This is a genomic window from Sulfitobacter sp. SK012 (assembly GCF_003352085.1).
Taxonomy (GTDB): domain Bacteria; phylum Pseudomonadota; class Alphaproteobacteria; order Rhodobacterales; family Rhodobacteraceae; genus Sulfitobacter.
In genome coordinates, this window is the sequence record NZ_CP025804.1 from 978,076 (window position 1) to 994,878 (window position 16,803).

20 protein-coding genes are annotated in these 16,803 nt (G+C 57.2%); 10 read left to right on the forward strand and 10 right to left on the reverse strand.

Going from position 1 to position 16,803, the window contains the following annotated elements:
* The first annotated feature begins 29 nt into the window (after positions 1–29).
* Genes C1J03_RS04940 through C1J03_RS04970 form a run of 8 tightly spaced genes read left to right on the forward strand, consistent with a single transcriptional unit; the run spans position 30 to position 6,153 of the window.
* Positions 30–1,046 (forward strand): LacI family DNA-binding transcriptional regulator, encoded by a 1,017-nt coding sequence (locus C1J03_RS04940; RefSeq protein ID WP_114884273.1) that lies wholly within the window; start codon positions 30–32, stop codon positions 1,044–1,046.
* A complete protein-coding gene (locus tag C1J03_RS04945; RefSeq protein ID WP_114884274.1) occupies positions 1,043–2,026 on the forward strand; it encodes a nuclear transport factor 2 family protein in 984 nt (327 codons plus the stop codon). Before C1J03_RS04940 ends, C1J03_RS04945 begins: the two co-directional genes overlap by 4 nt.
* Positions 2,019–2,195 (forward strand): hypothetical protein, encoded by a 177-nt coding sequence (locus C1J03_RS25230; RefSeq protein ID WP_162798445.1) that lies wholly within the window; start codon positions 2,019–2,021, stop codon positions 2,193–2,195. The genes C1J03_RS04945 and C1J03_RS25230 overlap by 8 nt, the downstream gene beginning before the upstream one ends.
* A complete protein-coding gene (locus C1J03_RS04950; RefSeq protein ID WP_114884275.1) occupies positions 2,192–2,821 on the forward strand; it encodes a pyridoxamine 5'-phosphate oxidase family protein in 630 nt (209 codons plus the stop codon). The genes C1J03_RS25230 and C1J03_RS04950 overlap by 4 nt, the downstream gene beginning before the upstream one ends.
* Positions 2,818–3,783: a cupin domain-containing protein gene (locus C1J03_RS04955; RefSeq protein WP_114884276.1), complete on the forward strand. Its 966-nt coding sequence runs from the start codon at positions 2,818–2,820 to the stop codon at positions 3,781–3,783. Before C1J03_RS04950 ends, C1J03_RS04955 begins: the two co-directional genes overlap by 4 nt.
* Before the next feature lie 52 nt (positions 3,784–3,835).
* A complete protein-coding gene (locus C1J03_RS04960; RefSeq protein ID WP_114884277.1) occupies positions 3,836–4,963 on the forward strand; it encodes a cobalamin-independent methionine synthase II family protein in 1,128 nt (375 codons plus the stop codon).
* Positions 4,960–5,652 carry an RraA family protein gene (locus C1J03_RS04965; RefSeq protein WP_114884279.1) on the forward strand — a complete coding sequence of 231 codons (693 nt, stop codon included), beginning with the start codon at positions 4,960–4,962 and terminating at the stop codon, positions 5,650–5,652. Before C1J03_RS04960 ends, C1J03_RS04965 begins: the two co-directional genes overlap by 4 nt.
* Positions 5,653–5,664: 12 nt before the next feature.
* The gene (locus tag C1J03_RS04970; RefSeq protein ID WP_114884281.1) at positions 5,665–6,153 is read left to right on the forward strand and encodes a GNAT family N-acetyltransferase; all 489 of its coding nucleotides are present in this window, start codon (positions 5,665–5,667) and stop codon (positions 6,151–6,153) included.
* On the opposite strand, the gene C1J03_RS04975 is transcribed toward C1J03_RS04970, so the two are convergent.
* From C1J03_RS04975 to C1J03_RS05005, 7 genes are all read right to left on the reverse strand, one after another.
* The gene (locus C1J03_RS04975; protein WP_114884283.1) at positions 6,150–7,382 is read right to left on the reverse strand and encodes a mandelate racemase/muconate lactonizing enzyme family protein; all 1,233 of its coding nucleotides are present in this window, start codon (positions 7,380–7,382) and stop codon (positions 6,150–6,152) included. The two genes, C1J03_RS04970 and C1J03_RS04975, sit on opposite strands and share 4 nt — an antisense overlap.
* Positions 7,383–7,433: 51 nt before the next feature.
* A complete protein-coding gene (locus tag C1J03_RS04980) occupies positions 7,434–8,522 on the reverse strand; it encodes a zinc-binding dehydrogenase (RefSeq protein ID WP_114884286.1) in 1,089 nt (362 codons plus the stop codon).
* Positions 8,523–8,617: 95 nt separating this feature from the next.
* A complete protein-coding gene (locus tag C1J03_RS04985) occupies positions 8,618–9,817 on the reverse strand; it encodes a TCR/Tet family MFS transporter (protein ID WP_114884288.1) in 1,200 nt (399 codons plus the stop codon).
* A gap of 24 nt (positions 9,818–9,841) precedes the next feature.
* On the reverse strand, positions 9,842–10,630 hold the full coding sequence (pcaD, locus tag C1J03_RS04990) for a 3-oxoadipate enol-lactonase (RefSeq protein ID WP_114884290.1): 789 nt from the start codon (positions 10,628–10,630) through the stop codon (positions 9,842–9,844).
* A 14-nt stretch (positions 10,631–10,644) separates the two neighbouring features.
* Positions 10,645–11,613, reverse strand: a complete 969-nt coding sequence (locus C1J03_RS04995; RefSeq protein WP_114884292.1) for a threonine ammonia-lyase — start codon at positions 11,611–11,613, stop codon at positions 10,645–10,647.
* Entirely contained in the window at positions 11,610–12,434 is an 825-nt protein-coding gene (locus C1J03_RS05000) for an alpha/beta fold hydrolase (RefSeq protein ID WP_114884294.1), read from the reverse strand. The genes C1J03_RS04995 and C1J03_RS05000 overlap by 4 nt, the downstream gene beginning before the upstream one ends.
* Positions 12,434–13,120: a haloacid dehalogenase type II gene (locus C1J03_RS05005; RefSeq protein WP_114884296.1), complete on the reverse strand. Its 687-nt coding sequence runs from the start codon at positions 13,118–13,120 to the stop codon at positions 12,434–12,436. The genes C1J03_RS05000 and C1J03_RS05005 overlap by 1 nt, the downstream gene beginning before the upstream one ends.
* Positions 13,121–13,291: 171 nt before the next feature.
* Between C1J03_RS05005 and C1J03_RS05010 the strand changes: the two genes are divergently transcribed.
* Positions 13,292–13,720 (forward strand): FKBP-type peptidyl-prolyl cis-trans isomerase, encoded by a 429-nt coding sequence (locus C1J03_RS05010; RefSeq protein WP_114884298.1) that lies wholly within the window; start codon positions 13,292–13,294, stop codon positions 13,718–13,720.
* Positions 13,721–13,868: 148 nt separating this feature from the next.
* On the opposite strand, the gene irrA is transcribed toward C1J03_RS05010, so the two are convergent.
* On the reverse strand, positions 13,869–14,288 hold the full coding sequence (gene irrA / locus C1J03_RS05015; protein WP_114884300.1) for an iron response transcriptional regulator IrrA: 420 nt from the start codon (positions 14,286–14,288) through the stop codon (positions 13,869–13,871).
* Positions 14,289–14,365: 77 nt separating this feature from the next.
* Positions 14,366–15,166, reverse strand: coding sequence for a HalD/BesD family halogenase (locus tag C1J03_RS05020; RefSeq protein ID WP_254694178.1), 801 nt, complete (start codon positions 15,164–15,166; stop codon positions 14,366–14,368).
* Between the two features lie 129 nt (positions 15,167–15,295).
* Between C1J03_RS05020 and fabA the strand changes: the two genes are divergently transcribed.
* A complete protein-coding gene (gene fabA, locus C1J03_RS05025) occupies positions 15,296–15,805 on the forward strand; it encodes a bifunctional 3-hydroxydecanoyl-ACP dehydratase/trans-2-decenoyl-ACP isomerase (protein ID WP_114884302.1) in 510 nt (169 codons plus the stop codon).
* A 47-nt stretch (positions 15,806–15,852) separates the two neighbouring features.
* On the opposite strand, the gene C1J03_RS05030 is transcribed toward fabA, so the two are convergent.
* Positions 15,853–16,755 (reverse strand): LysR family transcriptional regulator, encoded by a 903-nt coding sequence (locus C1J03_RS05030; RefSeq protein WP_114884304.1) that lies wholly within the window; start codon positions 16,753–16,755, stop codon positions 15,853–15,855.
* Between the last annotated feature and the right edge of the window lie 48 nt (positions 16,756–16,803).

Below are 16,803 nucleotides of genomic sequence, written 5' to 3' on the forward strand. Positions count from 1 at the left end.
CAGGGTGTCAAACAAGCCGGAGGGTCAATATGCGCAAGATAACCTCGCATGAAGTCGCGGAAAAGGCGGGCGTGAGCCGGTCAGCCGTGAGCCGTGTGTTTACGCCCGGTGCGTCCGTGAGCAAAGATACCGCCGCCAAGGTGCGCAAGGCTGCGCATGAATTGGGGTACCGTCCAAACGTGTTGGCACGCAGCCTGATTACGGGCCGTTCGCGCATTATCGGGTTGGTGGTCGCCTACTTGGAAAACCAATTCTACCCGGAAGCGATTGAACGGTTGAGTAAATCGCTGCAAGAGCGCGGCTATCACGTGCTGATTTTCATGGCCTCCAATGACGGGGCTGCGACGCAGAAAGTCATCGATGAACTGCTGGATTATCAGGTGGACGGCATCATCGCGGCGTCGGTCGGCATGTCCAACGACCTGACCCGGCGTTGCGAAGAAGCAGGCATTCCTATTGTCCTCTTTAACCGTCGCCAGAACGACGCGCGCCTGTCGAGTGTGACGTCGGACAATCACGCAGGCGGTGCTGCTTTGGCGCAATTCCTATTGGAATCGGGGCACCAGCACATCGGCCATATTGCCGGTTGGGAAGGGGCCTCGACCCAGATCGACCGTGAAGCGGGGTTTGTGACGGCTCTGGATACGGCTGATGTCGCGCTGTCCGCACGTGAGGTGGGTAACTTTGACTTTGAGCGGGCCAAATCTGCTGCGCGCAAGATGTTTGGTGGTGACGCACCACCCCAGGCGGTGTTTGTCGCCAATGATCACATGGCTTTTGCGGTGATGGATGTGCTGCGCTTTGAGTTGGGAATTGATGTGCCGGGCGATGTGTCGGTCGTAGGGTTCGATGACGTTCTGCTTGCCAGTTGGCCAACCTACAACCTGACCACTGTGCGCCAGCGTGCCAATCAGATGGTCGCAGAAACCGTCAGAGTTTTGATGGAACGTTTGGACGCTACCCCCACTGGCCCGCGCCAGATCGAGATCGAGGCCCCCCTTATCATTCGCGGCTCTGCCCGCACTATTCAAGGATCAACGACATGAACGGTTTTGACCCCAAATTCACAGATTTCCCCGATTACATCATCGGTATCACCAAGGAAATCTGGGAAGACCGCGGCATTGCCACGCTGCACCAATATTACAGCGACGATATTGTGGTGCGCTCTCCCGGCTCAGTTGTGATCGGAAATAAATCGGTGATTGGTGCGACGATGGCGACGTTGGCCGAATTTCCTGACAGATGCCTGTTGGGCGAAGACGTGATTTGGTCCGGATCGCCCGAAGAAGGGATGCTGTCCTCGCACCGCATCCTATCCACTGCAACACATAGCGGCGATGGAATGTATGGTGCGGCGACGGGCAAGCGGCTTGCCTACCGGATCATGGCCGACTGTCATGCGATCAACAATCAGATCAACGACGAGTGGCTGATCCGCGATCAAGGGGCCATCGTGCGTCAGATGGGCTGGGATCCAAAAGATTATGCCGCTGATTTGATTGCACGCGAAGGCGGGCCAGAGCAGTGTGTGCAACCGCTGACGCCTGCGATCGACCAAGCGGGGCCTTACAAAGGGCGCGGAAATGACAATGAATGGGGCACCAAATATGCCGATATTCTAACCCGGTTAATGGGTGCGGATATGGCGCAGATCCCCAAGGAATACGACCGCGCGGTGCAAACCGAATACCCCGGTGGGGTCACGGGCCATAGCCACGAGTCGGTCGATGGTTTTTGGATGGGCCTGCGGGCGTCATTTCCCAACGCAACGTTTCAAATCGACCATGTGATTGGCCGCGATGACGCGCTGATGTCGCCCCGCGCCGCTGTACGCTGGTCGCTGAAAGGCAAGCATGATGGATGGGGCAGCTTTGGCACGCCTTCGGGCGCGGATGTCTATGTGTTGGGCATCAGCCATGCAGAGTTCGGCCCCTATGGGGTGCGGCGGGAATATACGATTTTGGACGAAGCAATTGTTTGGAAACAGATTTTGATGCAAACGGGAGAACGCCTGGATGCGTAATGGTGCGATTACCTTTTCGATGCCAGCTAGCGCGCAGGTATTTCTGCCTGAGGGTGCGAACAAGATTGCCGTAGGCACTTTGGCTGCAGGTGTTCAAATTCCAACGAGTATTGATGGTACCAAAACGGCAGCCCAAACCAACACGCTGCGCGAAGGGTGGCTCGGATGAAACCCTACGGTGATATCATGTTCACGCCTACCATGTTGGAGGCACAGGCCCGCGCCGGATCGCAGGAAGCCAATCTGGCGCGCTACCAGCGTCTGCGTCCAGAAGGGTTGGGCCCTGACGAAGTCGCTTTTCTCCAAAGTCGCACCACGATTTACATGGCCACTGTCACTGCGGATGGCTGGCCTTATGTGCAGCATCGGGGTGGTCCGGTGGGATTTCTTAAGGTGCTGAACCCGCAAACCATTGGCTTTACCGACTACCGCGGCAACCGCCAGTTCATCACCACAGGCAATCTGGTTACAGACGACCGGGTTTCGATCTTTGCGATGGATTATGCACGCAAGGCGCGGCTCAAGCTTCAGGGGCATGGGCGCATGATTGATGCGGCAGACGACCCAGATCTGGCTGCGCAATTGGCCACCCCCGGCCAAGGACGGGTCGAGCGGATCATGACAATCACGCTGGCCGCCTTTGACTGGAATTGCCCGCAATACATAACACCCCGCTTTGATACCGCCGAGATGACAGCCCTTGTTGGTCCGGAGTTGACGCGCCTTGAGACCCGCAACGCAGAGCTTGAGGCCGAATTGGCCCAATTGCGTGCACAGTTAGGAGCCACTGAATGACCCCCCAAGAGATGGAAAACCGCATCGTCCGCTACGGTGATCTGCGCCCCTGCAAGACCGCGTTCATCGACGCCCATACGCCAGGGTCGGATCAAAAAGAGAACTTTACCATTATTGGGGGGGGCGTGTCTGAATCTGCAGATCAACATGTCCACATCGCAATCCCGCATGGGTTCAACATCGGGGCTGCAGGACAGCCGCCCAAGTGCCGCAATTCGCTGCACAGCCACCGCACCGCAGAGGTGTTTTTTGTCCTCAAGGGCCGCTGGCGCTTTTTCTGGGGCCGGTGGGGTGACGCGGGCGAGGTGACACTTGAAGAAGGCGATATCATCAATATCCCGACGGGTATTTTTCGTGGATTTGAAAATATCGGCACCGACTACGGAATGATAATGGCGATCCTTGGTGGCGATGATGCCGGTGGCGGTGTGATCTGGGCCCCACAGGTGATCGAAGACGCTGCTGGACATGGATTGGTACTCGGGCAGAACGGCAAACTTTATGACACTAAAAAAGGGATGGCGCTTCCTCAGGGCGTTGGCCCGATGCCGGTTCTGACGGATCAAGAACTCACCGCGTTCCCCGAGCCCAACACGGCCCAAGTCGTGCCGGGATATGTCGCGCGCCATCTTGATCTGATTGCATTGGCGGACCGCAAACCAGCGAAAGTGATCGGCGAAAATGGCATCCTGCGTGACAAGCCGGGTTTTGAAGTTGATTTCATCACACGCAGCAGCGCGACGGATGCGATGCATAGCCATGACAAACCATCGGTTTTGATGCCCATGCGCGGCCATTGGCACGTGAAGTGGGAAGGCGGGGCCGCGACGCTGGCACCCGGCGACACCATGTCGGTGCCTGCAAATCTGGCGCATTCTGCTGTGCCATCGATGACCGGGGAGGCGACACTTTATCATGTCGTCGCCACGGAGGATCCCGCGGGCCTGACCTGGCAAGGGTGATCCGTTCACCGCTTGCCGCGCACAGACCAACAAGAATTGAAGGACTTAATCGATGACGAAGACAACCCATGTAGGATCATTGCCGCGCACTCAGGACGTGGTTGATTTCATCTTTGCACGCGAAAAGGGTGAGAAATACGACCTGGACGCCTTTGACAATTGCATGACGGCTGCAGTGTCGAGCACGGTGGCCAAGCAAGTTGCCGCTGGCATTGATATTGTCAGCGACGGTGAAACCTCCAAGATCAGCTATGCCACGTATGTCAAAGACCGGTACACGGGGTTTTCTGGCGATGGACCACGCAATGCACCCGGCGACCTCAAGCAATTCCCAAGCTTTCTAAAGCGTCTCGCTGAGGAGGGTGGCACACCGCAATACGCGCGGCCTATGTGCACCGGCGCGGTTAAATCCAAGGGGCAGGGCGAATTGCAAAAGGACATCGGCAACCTGCAAGCTGCGATCAAAACCCACGGAGCCGAGCGTGGGTTTATGAACGCCGCTTCTCCAGGAGTGATTTCACTGTTTTTGCAGAATGAGCACTACAAGACACGCGACGCCTACCTTGCGGCGCTGGCCGATGCGATGCGTGAGGAATACGAATTCATTGTCGCCGCCGGTCTTGATCTACAGCTGGATTGCCCGGATTTGGCGTTGTCGCGGCATATGCTTTTCAATGATCTGAGCGATAAGGAATTCTTGAAGATAGCGGCAAGCCATGTCGAAGCGTTGAACCATGCGTTGCAAAATGTCCCTGAAGACCGCGTGCGCATCCACATCTGTTGGGGCAATTATGAAGGTCCTCATGTTTGCGACATTGGCATGGAAAAGGTGTTTGATACGCTGATGTCGGCCAAGGCACGCTATGTGTTGTTCGAAACGTCGAACCCGCGCCACGCCCATGAATGGACGGTGTTTCGGGATCGCAAAGCGGACATCCCTGACGGTAAGGTGCTGGTGCCCGGTGTTGTCGATACCACCACCAACTTTGTGGAGCACTCGGAAGTTGTCGCCCAAAGGATTGAGCGGTTTACCGAGATCGTAGGCCAAGACCGGGTCATTGCCGGCAGTGATTGCGGCTTTGGCACATTTGCAGGCTACGGTGCCGTTGACCCACAGATCGCCTATGCTAAGCTGAGCGCGCTGTCCGAAGGGGCCGCCATTGCGCGAGATCGGGCATGAACGACAGCCTTCTCGCACTGCTCAAAAAAGTGGACACCCCCACGGTCTGCAACGCCATTGAAGTGGCACAAGGTAAGCGCGGGTTTGACGCATTTACCCGCGGTACCATGCTGGCCTCTGCTCCGGGCGAGGCAATGGTGGGGTATGCGCGCACTGCTCGCATCCGCGCTGTTACTCCGCCCGGTGAAGCGTCTGACGTGATCCGCGCGCGCCGGATGGGGTATTACGAATACATGGCAAGCGGCCCGCGCCCCGGCATCGCGGTGGTGCAGGACCTCGATGTGCCAAATGCCATCGGTGCTTACTGGGGTGAGGTGAACACCAATATACACAAGGCATTTGGCCTCTCAGGGGCGTTGACGGACGGGGTCATGCGCGATCTGGGCGATTTGCCGGACGGGTTTCCTGTGGTTGCCGGATCCATCGGGCCAAGCCACGGATTTGTGCACGTTATTGACTTTGATCAACCGGTTCAGGTGCATGGAATGACCGTGGCTCCCGACGCGCTGGTGCATGCAGATCGGCATGGTGCGGTGGTAATCCCTGACGATGTGGTGGCTGGACTTGAGACCGCGGTCGCGCAGCTTTTTGCGTCAGAGAATATCGTGCTGGATGCAGTCAAAGGCCAGCAGATCGACTTTGCGCAATTCGAGGGTATCTGGGCTGCTTTTGAGAAATCGCGCACCTAGAAAGGGCTGGCCGTGATCCGTATCGTTGACCCCATCGACGACCTTGCCGCGGTGGCTGCGTTTTATGCGGATGCGCCTGACTATTGGGTTCTGGCTGATGGGGTGCCGCCCGGCCCACAAAAGGCGGCCGAGTTTTTCACGGACACGCCACCCAATTGCGATCCTGCTGAATCGCATCATTTGGGCCTGTTCCTCGAAGGGCGGCTGTCCGGCCTTGCCGAGCTCTCTTTTGGCTTTCCTGAAGTGGGGGACGCATATCTTGGTCTGCTGATGCTCGGCCCGTGGGCGCAGGGGGTTGGCCATGGGCGGGTGATGTTGAACGAAGTTGAAACCCGCGCCCGCTCGATGGGCGCTCCAAACCTTTACCTTGCGGTTTTGGCCGGCAACCCTCGTGGCCGTGCATTTTGGGACCGCGAAGGCTTTGCTGATACCGGTTTGGGCCGCGACACGGTGGTTGGCGACCGAGCAGAGCGCATCACGCGCTTGGTCAAACCACTCTAGTTTTTCTTGACCGGCGCGCCCCCGGCAAAGCTGTTGCCGTTCACGTAGTCGCACGGTGATTCTTGCATCTGAAGGTGCAGCCCGTCGCCCTTATAGGGGTGCGCGCGCGCCAAATCTTCATCCACATCGATGCCAAGCCCCGGCGCGGTAGGAGCCGCAATATACCCGCCTTCGGTCTTCAAACTCCCCTTGATGAGCGCACCATGGAACGGTGTTTCAATCGTTTCGCACATCAAGATGTTAGGGATGGAAACGGCGAGGTGGATGTTTGCGGCCCATTCCACCGGACCCGCATAAAGATGCGGCGCCATCTGCGCATTATAAACTTCCGCCATCGCGGCGACCTTCTTCATTTCCCAGATGCCACCTGCACGACCCAACGCAGGCTGCAAGATCGTGGCCGCACCCGAGCGCAAGACAGGTGCAAATTCTGCTTTTGTGGTCAACCGTTCGCCTGTTGCCACAGGGATGCGGACCGCGCGCGCAACTTTGGCCATTTCTTCGACATTGTCGGGCGGGATCGGTTCTTCGAACCACAGCGGGCTATAGGGTTCAATCGCTTGGCCCAATCGAATGGCACCAGCGGTGGTGAACTGTCCATGGGTGCCAAACAACAGATCAGCCTTGTCGCCAACGGCCTCACGAATTGCTTTGCAGAACGCAACTGACATCGTGATGTCTTGCATGGCGGGCATGTGCCCTCCGCGCAGAGTGTAGGGGCCTGCGGGGTCAAATTTAACGGCTGTAAACCCGCGCGCTACACAATCCAATGCGGACTCAGCGGCCATTTCAGGCGAGGTCCAGAACGCATCGATATCGTGGTGCGGCAGTGGATAAAGATAGGTATAGGCCCGAACGCGTTCGTTCATCCGCCCACCCAGCAGCGCATAAACCGGCCGCTCGCGTGCCTTGCCAAGGATATCCCAACAGGCGATTTCAAGCCCTGAAAACGCGCCCATAACGCTCAGATCGGGCCGCTGCGTAAAGCCGCTTGAGTAAACGCGCCGGAACATCAGCTCTATGTTCTCGGGGTTCTCGCCAGCCATGTGCCGCGCAAAGACGTCTTGGATCACCGCGCGCATTGCTTCCGGGCCAATGGAGGATGCATAGCATTCGCCCCACCCAACGATGCCATTGTCAGTCGTGACCTTGACCAAGATCCAATACTGGCCACCCCAACCGGGTGCTGGCGGCGCTGTTATGATGATATCGAGATCTTGCAGTTTCATGGCATGCTCTCATCGTTCAGTTGGGTCGAATATGGTTTGGTTCCGGTGATGTCATTGATCAAACATGATCACATTACGCCGGGCCGCCCCTGATTTGGTATCCTCAATGGCTTCGTTGATCTGATCCAAACGCCACCGCCCCGATATCAACTCATCCAATTTCAATCGGCCTTGGTCATAGAGATCTACCATCCAAGGGATGTCGCGCTGGATCACCACATCGCCCATTTTGGAGCCGATCATACCTTGGCCGGTTGCAGCCAACATCACTGGCTCATAGGTCGACATGGCACCGGAATGCGGCATGCCAACCATGATGACCTTGCCACCGGCGGCGAGGTATTTTGGGGCGCTGTCATAGGCGGGGATCGCGCCCACGGTGACGATCACGGCATCCGCGCCGCGCCCCAGGGCTTTGATGGCTGCGCGCCAAGGCTTCTCGCCTGTTGCCAGCACGCCGTCGGTGGCTCCGAATTCGCGCGCCACAGTTAATTTATCTTCGCTCATGTCCACCGCTACGATCCGGCGTGCACCTGCGATCCGCGCGCCTTGGATGGCGTTTAGACCCACACCGCCGGCACCGATGACCACCACGTCTTGGCCCGCGCGCAACTTGGCTGCATTCACGACTGCCCCAACGCCTGTAATCACGCCGCAGGCGATTAGGCTGGCGGCATCTTTGGGAATGTCCGCGCTGATCTTGACGACTTGATTTTGCGCCACCACGACTTTTTCAGCAAACGCTCCGCAGGCCATCGCTTGGTGTAGTTTGCTGCCGTCTTTGGTTTTTATCGGTCCATGATCACCGTCATAGGGGGTCTCGCAGGCTGTTGGCTGACCAGATGCGCAAGTAGGGCAAGACCCACAGGCACGGATCAAAGTCACCACGACGCTATCGCCAAGGGCAAGGCCGTGAACCGCATCCCCAAGGGCACTGATCCGGCCAGCGGCCTCGTGGCCATAGACCGCGGGAAGTGACCCACCCCATGCCCCAGAGGCAAAAGAGATATCCGAATGGCAGATCGCCACGGCATCCAGCGTGACTTCAATTTCAGCGCCCTTGGGCGCTCGGAGTTCAATCTCTTCTACGACGAGGGGCGCACCAAATTCATGGCAGACAGCGGCTTTTATCAGGGGCAAGGGCAGGGTCCTTTGATGGCGTTCTTTTGCCAAGGTCGCGCGATTCCGATCCCACGTGCAAGTGCCTTCCGCGACCTAGAAAAGAAAGATACCGACTAGTCCGCTTGGCGGGGTATCGACAGCACCACAAATAGCGCCAAGATGCTGAGTGCCGCGGCCAATAGGAACGGCGCGCCGGGTGCCCAGATGGGGGCGTTTTCATCGGTAAAGCGTGCAAATGTGTAGGTCATTGCCATCGGTGCAAACATCATTGCAAGTGCTGAGGCAGAGGTGAGCGCGCCTTGCAGTTCGCCCTGACTGTTGTCGGGCACGCGGCGCGACATCATCCCTTGCAAAGCGGGGGGAATGATCCCGCCAAGGGCCGCGACCGGTGTGAGGATCAAAACAATTGTGCCGCTCGTGATCAAACCGATCAAAACATAGCTGCTGATGCTGCACACTAAACCGGCGGTCACCGTGCCGCGTTCCCCCAATACCCGCAGGATAGGACGCATGCCGCCGCCTTGGATCAGCGCCATCGCCACCCCGAACAGAGCAAGCGATAAGCCTATCATTGATGGGCTCCAATCAAAGCGGGCCTGCCCAAAATACGACCAGACGGCGGGGTATACCGAGAAAGCTACGTGGTAGAGGAAATAGACCAACAACAACGTCCTGACGCCGGGAAGTGCGCCGAGGCTGCGCAACGCTCCCAATGGGTTTGCGCGCCGCCAATCAAAGGGACGGCGTGTTGCATCGGTGACGGTTTCTTTTAGCACAATCGCGCCAAATGCGGCATTTGCAGCGGCAAGGGCTGCGGCCATCCAGAATGGCGCGCGGGGGCCGTATTCGCCCAAGACCCCGCCCAGCAGCGGGCCAAGAATAAAGCCCACGCCAAAGCCAGCGCCGATCAATCCGAAATTCGCAGCGCGATCCTTAGGGGCAGAGATATCGGCCATGTAAGCAGAAGCTGTTGATTGAGTGGCGGCTGTGATGCCTGCCACCATCCGCCCCACGACAAGCACCCACAAGCTGCCTGCGACGGCCATCACAACGTAGTCTGCCGCCATCACCACAAGCGAGATCAGCAAGACAGGCCGGCGGCCATACCGGTCTGATAACCCGCCCATGGCGGGGCCAAACAGGAATTGGAAAACGGCAAACGTGGTTGTCAGGATACCGCCCCAAAGTGCGGCGCGACTTAAGGATCCGCCGCCAACATCTTGGATAAGATCGGGCATCACCGGTACCATCAGGCCGATGCCCATCGCATCGATCATCACCGTGAGCATGATAAAAACAACAGGCAGACGCATGTCCGTCAGTATCCCTTGCGGCAGTTAGACATGACCGATGTCGCGCAAGAAATTGCTGAGGACGTCTGCGAATTCCTGGGGCTGCTCAACGCAAGGAAGGTGGCCGGCCTTGCGAATGAGGTGGAACTTTGCCCCCGGTATTAAGTCGACCGTTTCGCGCACCAGATCAGGCGGCGTTGCGCCATCTTCAGTGCCCGCAATGCCCAGGCAGGGTAGGCGCAATCCGCTGGTTGGCGTGTAAAAGTCGGTGCCTGATATTGCTGCTGAACAGCCTGAATACCCTGCGGCCTCGCCGCGTACTAACATGTTGCGCCATAATTCCAGCGCTGGCGTGTCGCGAAATGGTTTTGAGAACCAGCGCTCCATCACCGCATCGGCAAGGCTTTCTATGCCGCCGTGTTCAATCTGTGCAATTCGGTCGGCCCACAGGGCGGGGTTGCCGATTTTGGCCGCCGTGTTGCTGAGTACCAATGCACGAACTTGATCAAGCCGTTTGACAGCCAAACCCTGCGCGATCATTCCGCCGATCGAGAGACCTACAAAAACGCACCCACGCACATTCAAATGGTCAAGCAGCGCTTCGGTATCGGAAATAAGCGCACCCATGGAGTAAGGCGCAGGCGGGCAAGTCGAAAGACCATGGCCGCGTTTGTCGAACCGGACAATGCGTAGACCCGGAGGTAGCAATGGCAACACCTCATCCCAAAGCCGCATGTCAGTGCCGAGCGAATTTGCAAAGACCACCGGCGGGCCATCTTCGGGACCGTCGACACGGTAATGCAGGCGCACGTCGCCTGTGTCGAACATCTGCATGTGTGCACTCATTTTCAGATGCCCTCCAGCGCGCGGCGGAACATTTCGGCGTCCACGTTGCCGCCCGATATGATGGCAATTACGTCGTCGCCTTCGATTTCATCTTTGCGAAAAAGTGCCGCAGCCAGGGCGACCGCACCGCCCGGCTCGGCCACCAGCTTTAGCCGCTGGAATGCCAGTGCCATGGCTTGCAGTGCTTCGCCGTCGCTGACCACAAAACCGGGCCCGGCCAAGCGCTTGAGGATTGGAAACGTAATGTCGCCGGGTTGGGGCGTAACAATCGCATCGCAAATTGAACCTGTTTGATGCGCGTTGTGTTCAATCTGGCCCGATGCGAGCGAGCGGGCCACGTCGTCAAATCCTTCTGGCTCGGCGGGACGTACCCTGAGGCCGGGCGCGTCTGCTTCGAGAGCGAGTGCGATACCCGATGTGAGACCACCCCCACCACAACACACGATCACGTCGGCTTGGGTGATGCCGTGCGCCTTGGCTTGCTCGGCGATCTCGAGGCCGGTGGTGCCTTGGCCCGCGATAACCTCGGGTTCATCGTAGGGTTTGATCAACGTCAGCCCACGCTCAGCCGCCAACTGCGCACCTATCTTGTCGCGGTCTTCGGTGGCGCGGTGGTAAGTTACGACCTCGGCCCCCAGCGCACGGGTGTTGTCGATCTTGAGTTTTGGCGCGTCCGAGGGCATCACAATGACGGCTGGCACCCCGTGCATTTTGGCCGCAAGTGCCACGCCTTGTGCATGATTGCCGCTGGAAAAAGCGATCACCCCTGGCGCGCGGGTGTCTTGATCAAGCGCTGAAACCGCCGAGTACCCACCACGAAATTTGAAGCTACCGGTATGCTGTAGGCACTCCGGTTTAATCCAAACCCGGCGGCCAGCGATCTCGTCGAGAAAGGGCGAATTCAAGAGCGGTGTGCGCCGGACAACAACAGCAATGCGGGCATCTGCGGCGCGGATCATATCAATGTTCATGCCATCATCTCCGTCCACTTATGCAGCGCCGCAACGGCCTCGGGCTCATCTAGGAACGGGATGTGGCCCCGGCCCGGAACGCGCGCATAGATCATGTCGGGGCGGCGGTTCTGCATTTCGGCGACAGTTTCATCGCTGAGCAGGTTTGAATTGGCACCATGGATGCATGCCAAAGGCAGGCCATCCATTGCGTCAAAAAAGGGCCAAAGGTCAGGGGCAGCTTGTGCACCAGCCGCCTCAATCGCGTCACGCAGGTGTTTGTCGTAGGTGATCTGCAGGCCTGCGTCGGATTGCGTGTAATGTTTGCGCGCTTCCTCCAGCCAGCGGCTGTCGGGCACATCGTCAAACTCCGAGAACACGTGGGGCATTGCGGCCGCGGCTTCTGCGTGGGTCTGAGCTGCGGGATTTCGGCCAAGGTATCCCATGATAAAGCTCAACCCGTTTGGATCAATGTAGGGCCCTATGTCATTGAGCGCGACACCCAAAAGGCGGTCTTTTGCACCCATCGCCAAGCCCATCGCGTTCATACCACCACGAGAGGTGCCAAGGATCGCAACCTTATCGAGAGCCAGATGCGCGAGCAGTTCCAGAACATCACGGCATTCCACCGGCAGGGTGTAATTCCGCCATTCGGGATCGAAATCGGACTGACCGCGGCCTCGGTAATCAAGTTTGATCAGCCGGTGATCTGGAAGATATGGTGAGACGTAGTCGAAATCGCGCGTTGTCCGGGTTAGGCCTGCGAGGCAAAGGATTGGAAGGCCAGCGCCTTCGTCTTCGTAATAGAGCTTGAGGCCATCAGAAGTTGTGAAATGCGCCATCAAAGACCTGCCAATTCCGGAATGTCGGTCAAATCACTTAAAGTATGGGCTGGTTTCCATGGCATTCGGTCAACTGGATCACCGCCGCGGTTGACCCAAGCGGTGGTAAACCCGTAACCCGTCGCGGCTGCGGCATCCCAGCCGTTGGAGGACACAAACAACACCTCATTTTTTGCACAGCCGAATTGCGCCCCGACAAGGTCATAGACCCGCGCATCGGGTTTAAAGATGCCGACGCTTTCAACAGACAAAAGGGCATCAAGCATTCCGTTGATATGTGCACTGTCGACCGCGCCGCTCAGCATATCTGGCGACCCGTTGGATAAGATCGCTGTGTTGAGGCCAGCTTGTTTTAGAGCACCCAGCATCTCGGGGACCTCCGGGTAGGCCTGAAGCTCCCAATACAGCGCCAAAAGACGTTCACGAAGAGCTAAATCACCAGCGTGGCCGGTTTTCTCTAGCGCCCAGTCCAGGCCATCTTGCGTGACGTGCCAGAAATCAGTGTGTGCATCGGTCACTGCGCGCAGCCAGCTGTATTGCAGTTGCTTGAGGCGCCAATGTTCGGCGATCTGTGGCCACGTCTCTTTGATGGCAGCAAATTCGGGTTCGGATGCCGCCTGACGTGCAGCGGCGGCTACGTCAAAAAGGGTGCCGTACGCGTCAAAAACGCAGGTGGTAATGGGCATGGGATCTCCAGCTTTTGGTTGGGAGTAGACTGTCACGTGGATAGGCTGCCGAAAAGGGCGAAAACGGGGTTTACGTCGCGGCCTTGTCTTGGCAGGGTGGCCCATCACTGGGGAGTACCTGCGCAGATACGCGGCCTCCCGTTCAATCCTCCCAAAAATTGGAGACGACTTATGGCTGAGGTCAAACCCGGCGACACCGTGCACATTCATTACACTGGCACTTTATTGGATGGCACCGCATTCGACAGCTCAGAAGGGCGCGAACCGCTGTCCTTTGAGGTGGGCTCTGGGCAGATTATTCCGGGACTTGATGTGGCCATACCGGGGATGACAGTCGGTGAGAAAAAGGTGGTCAAGATCGCCTGTACCGATGCCTACGGCCCTTTGAACCCTGAGATGCGCCAGGCAGTCCCACGAGAGGGTATCCCAGATGATATCCCGCTGGAAGTTGGCACGCAGTTGCAAATGCAAACGCCCGACGGGCAGGCGATGCCTGTGATGATTGTTGAACTTGATGAAGCGACGGTGACGTTGGACGCCAATCATCCGCTGGCAGGCAAAGATCTGCAGTTTGATATCGAATTGGTCAAGATCGACTGATTGGTTTCAAACCACTCTAGTTTCGTTGAAAGGGAGGGCATGGCCCTCCTTTTTACATGCAATCGTTACGGCTCAGGATAACGCCGCCGCGCGGGAATGCATCGATATCAGGTTGGGTCAGCAGGGGATGCGGCACTGAGCCGCGGGCCTAACGCTTGGGTCGCAGGCGGATCACCACGTCGACGCTTGCGATCTCGGACCCTTCGGGGGCTGTCGGCAGGCGCGAAATTTCCAGTTGTTCCGAAGGCGCATCGGTCAGCTTGCCTTCATCTTCCCAAAAGAAATGGGGATGGTCATGGGTGTTTGTGTCGAAGTAGCTTTTGGAACCATCGACGGTCACTTCTTGTACAAGGCCTGCGTCACAAAAGGCACGTAACGTGTTGTAAACAGTGGCCAAAGACACTGCTTCGCCTTCACCCTTGGCCGCCTCAAATAGGCTTTCTGCAGTGACATGACGGTGCTGGCCGTCGCCAATCAGCAACGCGGCCAGCGTCACGCGCTGGCGGGTGGGGCGTAAGCCAGCTGTTGCAAGCCAGTTGGTGCCAATCTGATGCGGGGCCGTGATCATCTTAAGCCTCATGAAGCAGGTTTCACTCCATATAGGGGGTATGAGGGGGGATTTTCAATTGAAATCCCATATCGCACTTAAGAAGTGCGACCATAAAACCCCATCTTTTCGGTATCGGAGAATTGCGCGCCAGGGTGTTCGTAAAAAGTAAACACGGTGATCACGCGTTCGATATCGCCGGCCACAGGTGTGACACGGTGGGCAGTGTTCTTGCCGCGAAAGACGTTGAGGGTCCCGGGGGTTACATGCATTTGCGTCGGGGTCAGCTTGCCGGTCAGCAAATCCGTGACACCAGCGTAATTGGGATCATCGTCGCGCCGTAGGTTACGTGCGTATTCAAACCCGCCGCCTTCTTGGGGTGCCTGCAACAGTAGCGTTGTGGTGAATTCGGAGCGGTCAAAATGCCAGTTCAGCGCCTCGCCGGCGCGATAAGCCATGACATTGAGCCGCGAGAGCGCGTCATCCATCGGATAAAGCGCAGGTTTTTCCATGACATCGGCTAGAAAGGCGGCAAAGGGAAGCCACTCATAAATCTCCGTTACCGCAGTATCTTCGACCACATCGCCACATAAGGTGTGGTTCACTGTCTCAACCTGTTGCAGGGCCGGGTGGTCATCCGGAAGCTCCGGAATGTCCTTGCGAAAGTAGATGTTGTGGCGGCGGGCATGGCGAAAGGACTGCTTGGCAAAACGAGGCATGACCGCATCGACGCAAGCTGTGCGGGCATCCTCGCGCAAGAAACCCTCAAGGTTAAAGAGCCCGTCCTGCGCAAGCTCTGCTTGGCAGCGCGCAACAAGATCGCGGTACGCAGGCCTATCAGGCCGGTCCAGTGGGTAACGGTCAAGGTCAATTAGGGCGGCAATATCGATCTGTTTCATGCGCTGACTGTCGCGTGGGATACCGGATTTGACAAGTCCCCGAAGACTGACCGGTGCCCTTGCGAGTAGGCAAGAACGGATGCTAGATCATAACCAGTGTTAATAAAGTCCGAGCAGGAGACGCAGACCATGGCCGAATTTCCCACCAGTTTCGACAAAGAAGGCTTGCTCAAATGCGCCCGCGGAGAGCTTTTTGGCCGCGGTAATGCGCAATTGCCTGCGCCACCGATGCTGATGATGGACCGCATTACGGAAGTTTCTGCCGATGGTGGCGAGCACGGCAAAGGCCACATTCGCGCTGAATTCGACATCACGCCGGACCTGTGGTTTTTCGATTGCCACTTTCCGGGCAACCCGATCATGCCAGGGTGTCTGGGGCTAGATGGCCTGTGGCAGCTGACAGGATTTAACCTTGGCTGGCGCGGCTGGCAGGGGCGCGGCTATGCGCTGGGCGTGGGCGAAGTGAAGCTGACTGGTATGGTTCGACCTGACCGTAAGTTGCTGACTTACAAGATCGATTTCACCAAAGCAATCCAGACGCGCCGCCTGACAATGGGTGTAGCGGACGGCGTTGTTGAGGCGGATGGCGACGTAATCTACGTGGTCAAAGACATGAAAGTGGCCCTTAGCGAAAGCTGAAGACGGCCGTCTAGAGGGCGGTTCAGCCTGTCCTTAAGCAGATTGCATTAGGGCAGGCGAGAATTCATGACCATCCTGCGCAACCATATGTGCCGACCTGAATGCTCATATCGACGATGCCAGACCAAATCGTAGCTGGCATCGGACAACGCCACGGGCCGGGCGCATTGGGACAGCCTGGAATAAGCTGTATCGGCAAGTCTTTGCGGCATCGTCGCAATGATGTCGGTTCCTTTGATCAGATCGCCAAGCATCGATGCGGTAGGTGCTACCAACGATACTTTTCTTTTTAACCCAAGTGCTTCCAAAGATTTCTCAACTTCGCTTTTTACTCCGCCACCAAAGTTAACAACTGCGTGTCGGGCATCGGCATATTCTTCGGGCGTTCGCACAGGTCCACGACAGGCGGCATCGTAAAAAACGATCATCTTTTCAGAGGCGTAGTGACAATGGGTGAGTGTAGAGGGGTAGTCATACCCTGAGACAGCGATGGCGATTTCAGCCTCATCATGCATCAACATCTCTTTGACGCGGTCGCGCGGTGCGAGCCGGCGAATTTCAAATATCACGCCGGGGGCTGCCTTCACAATACGGGCATGTAGCCGTTTCATATCATGGATTAACGCAGGCGTTGAAATTGCGATGACAATTGGCCTTGAATCAAGAGAGACGTCGTATGTTTCGGGTTCAATCAACCCTTCGATATCTGCAATGATCTGCTGAACGCGGGGCATGATGACGATGGTTTTTTCAGTGGGGGTGATGCCTCTTCCTGCTTTGACGAATAATGGGTCTCCGACGGCGGCACGCATCTTGTCCAAGGTGTGGCTGATGGTTGATTGGTTAAGCCCAAAAAGCACAGCTGTTCGGCTGATAGATCCTGTTTCACAGATTGAAACGAACACGCGCAGGGTGTGACCATCCAAGCGGAAGTAATCGAAATTTTGCATAGGTTATCTCACACCAATTGATTGATTAGTGTAAAGCAGGTTATTTAA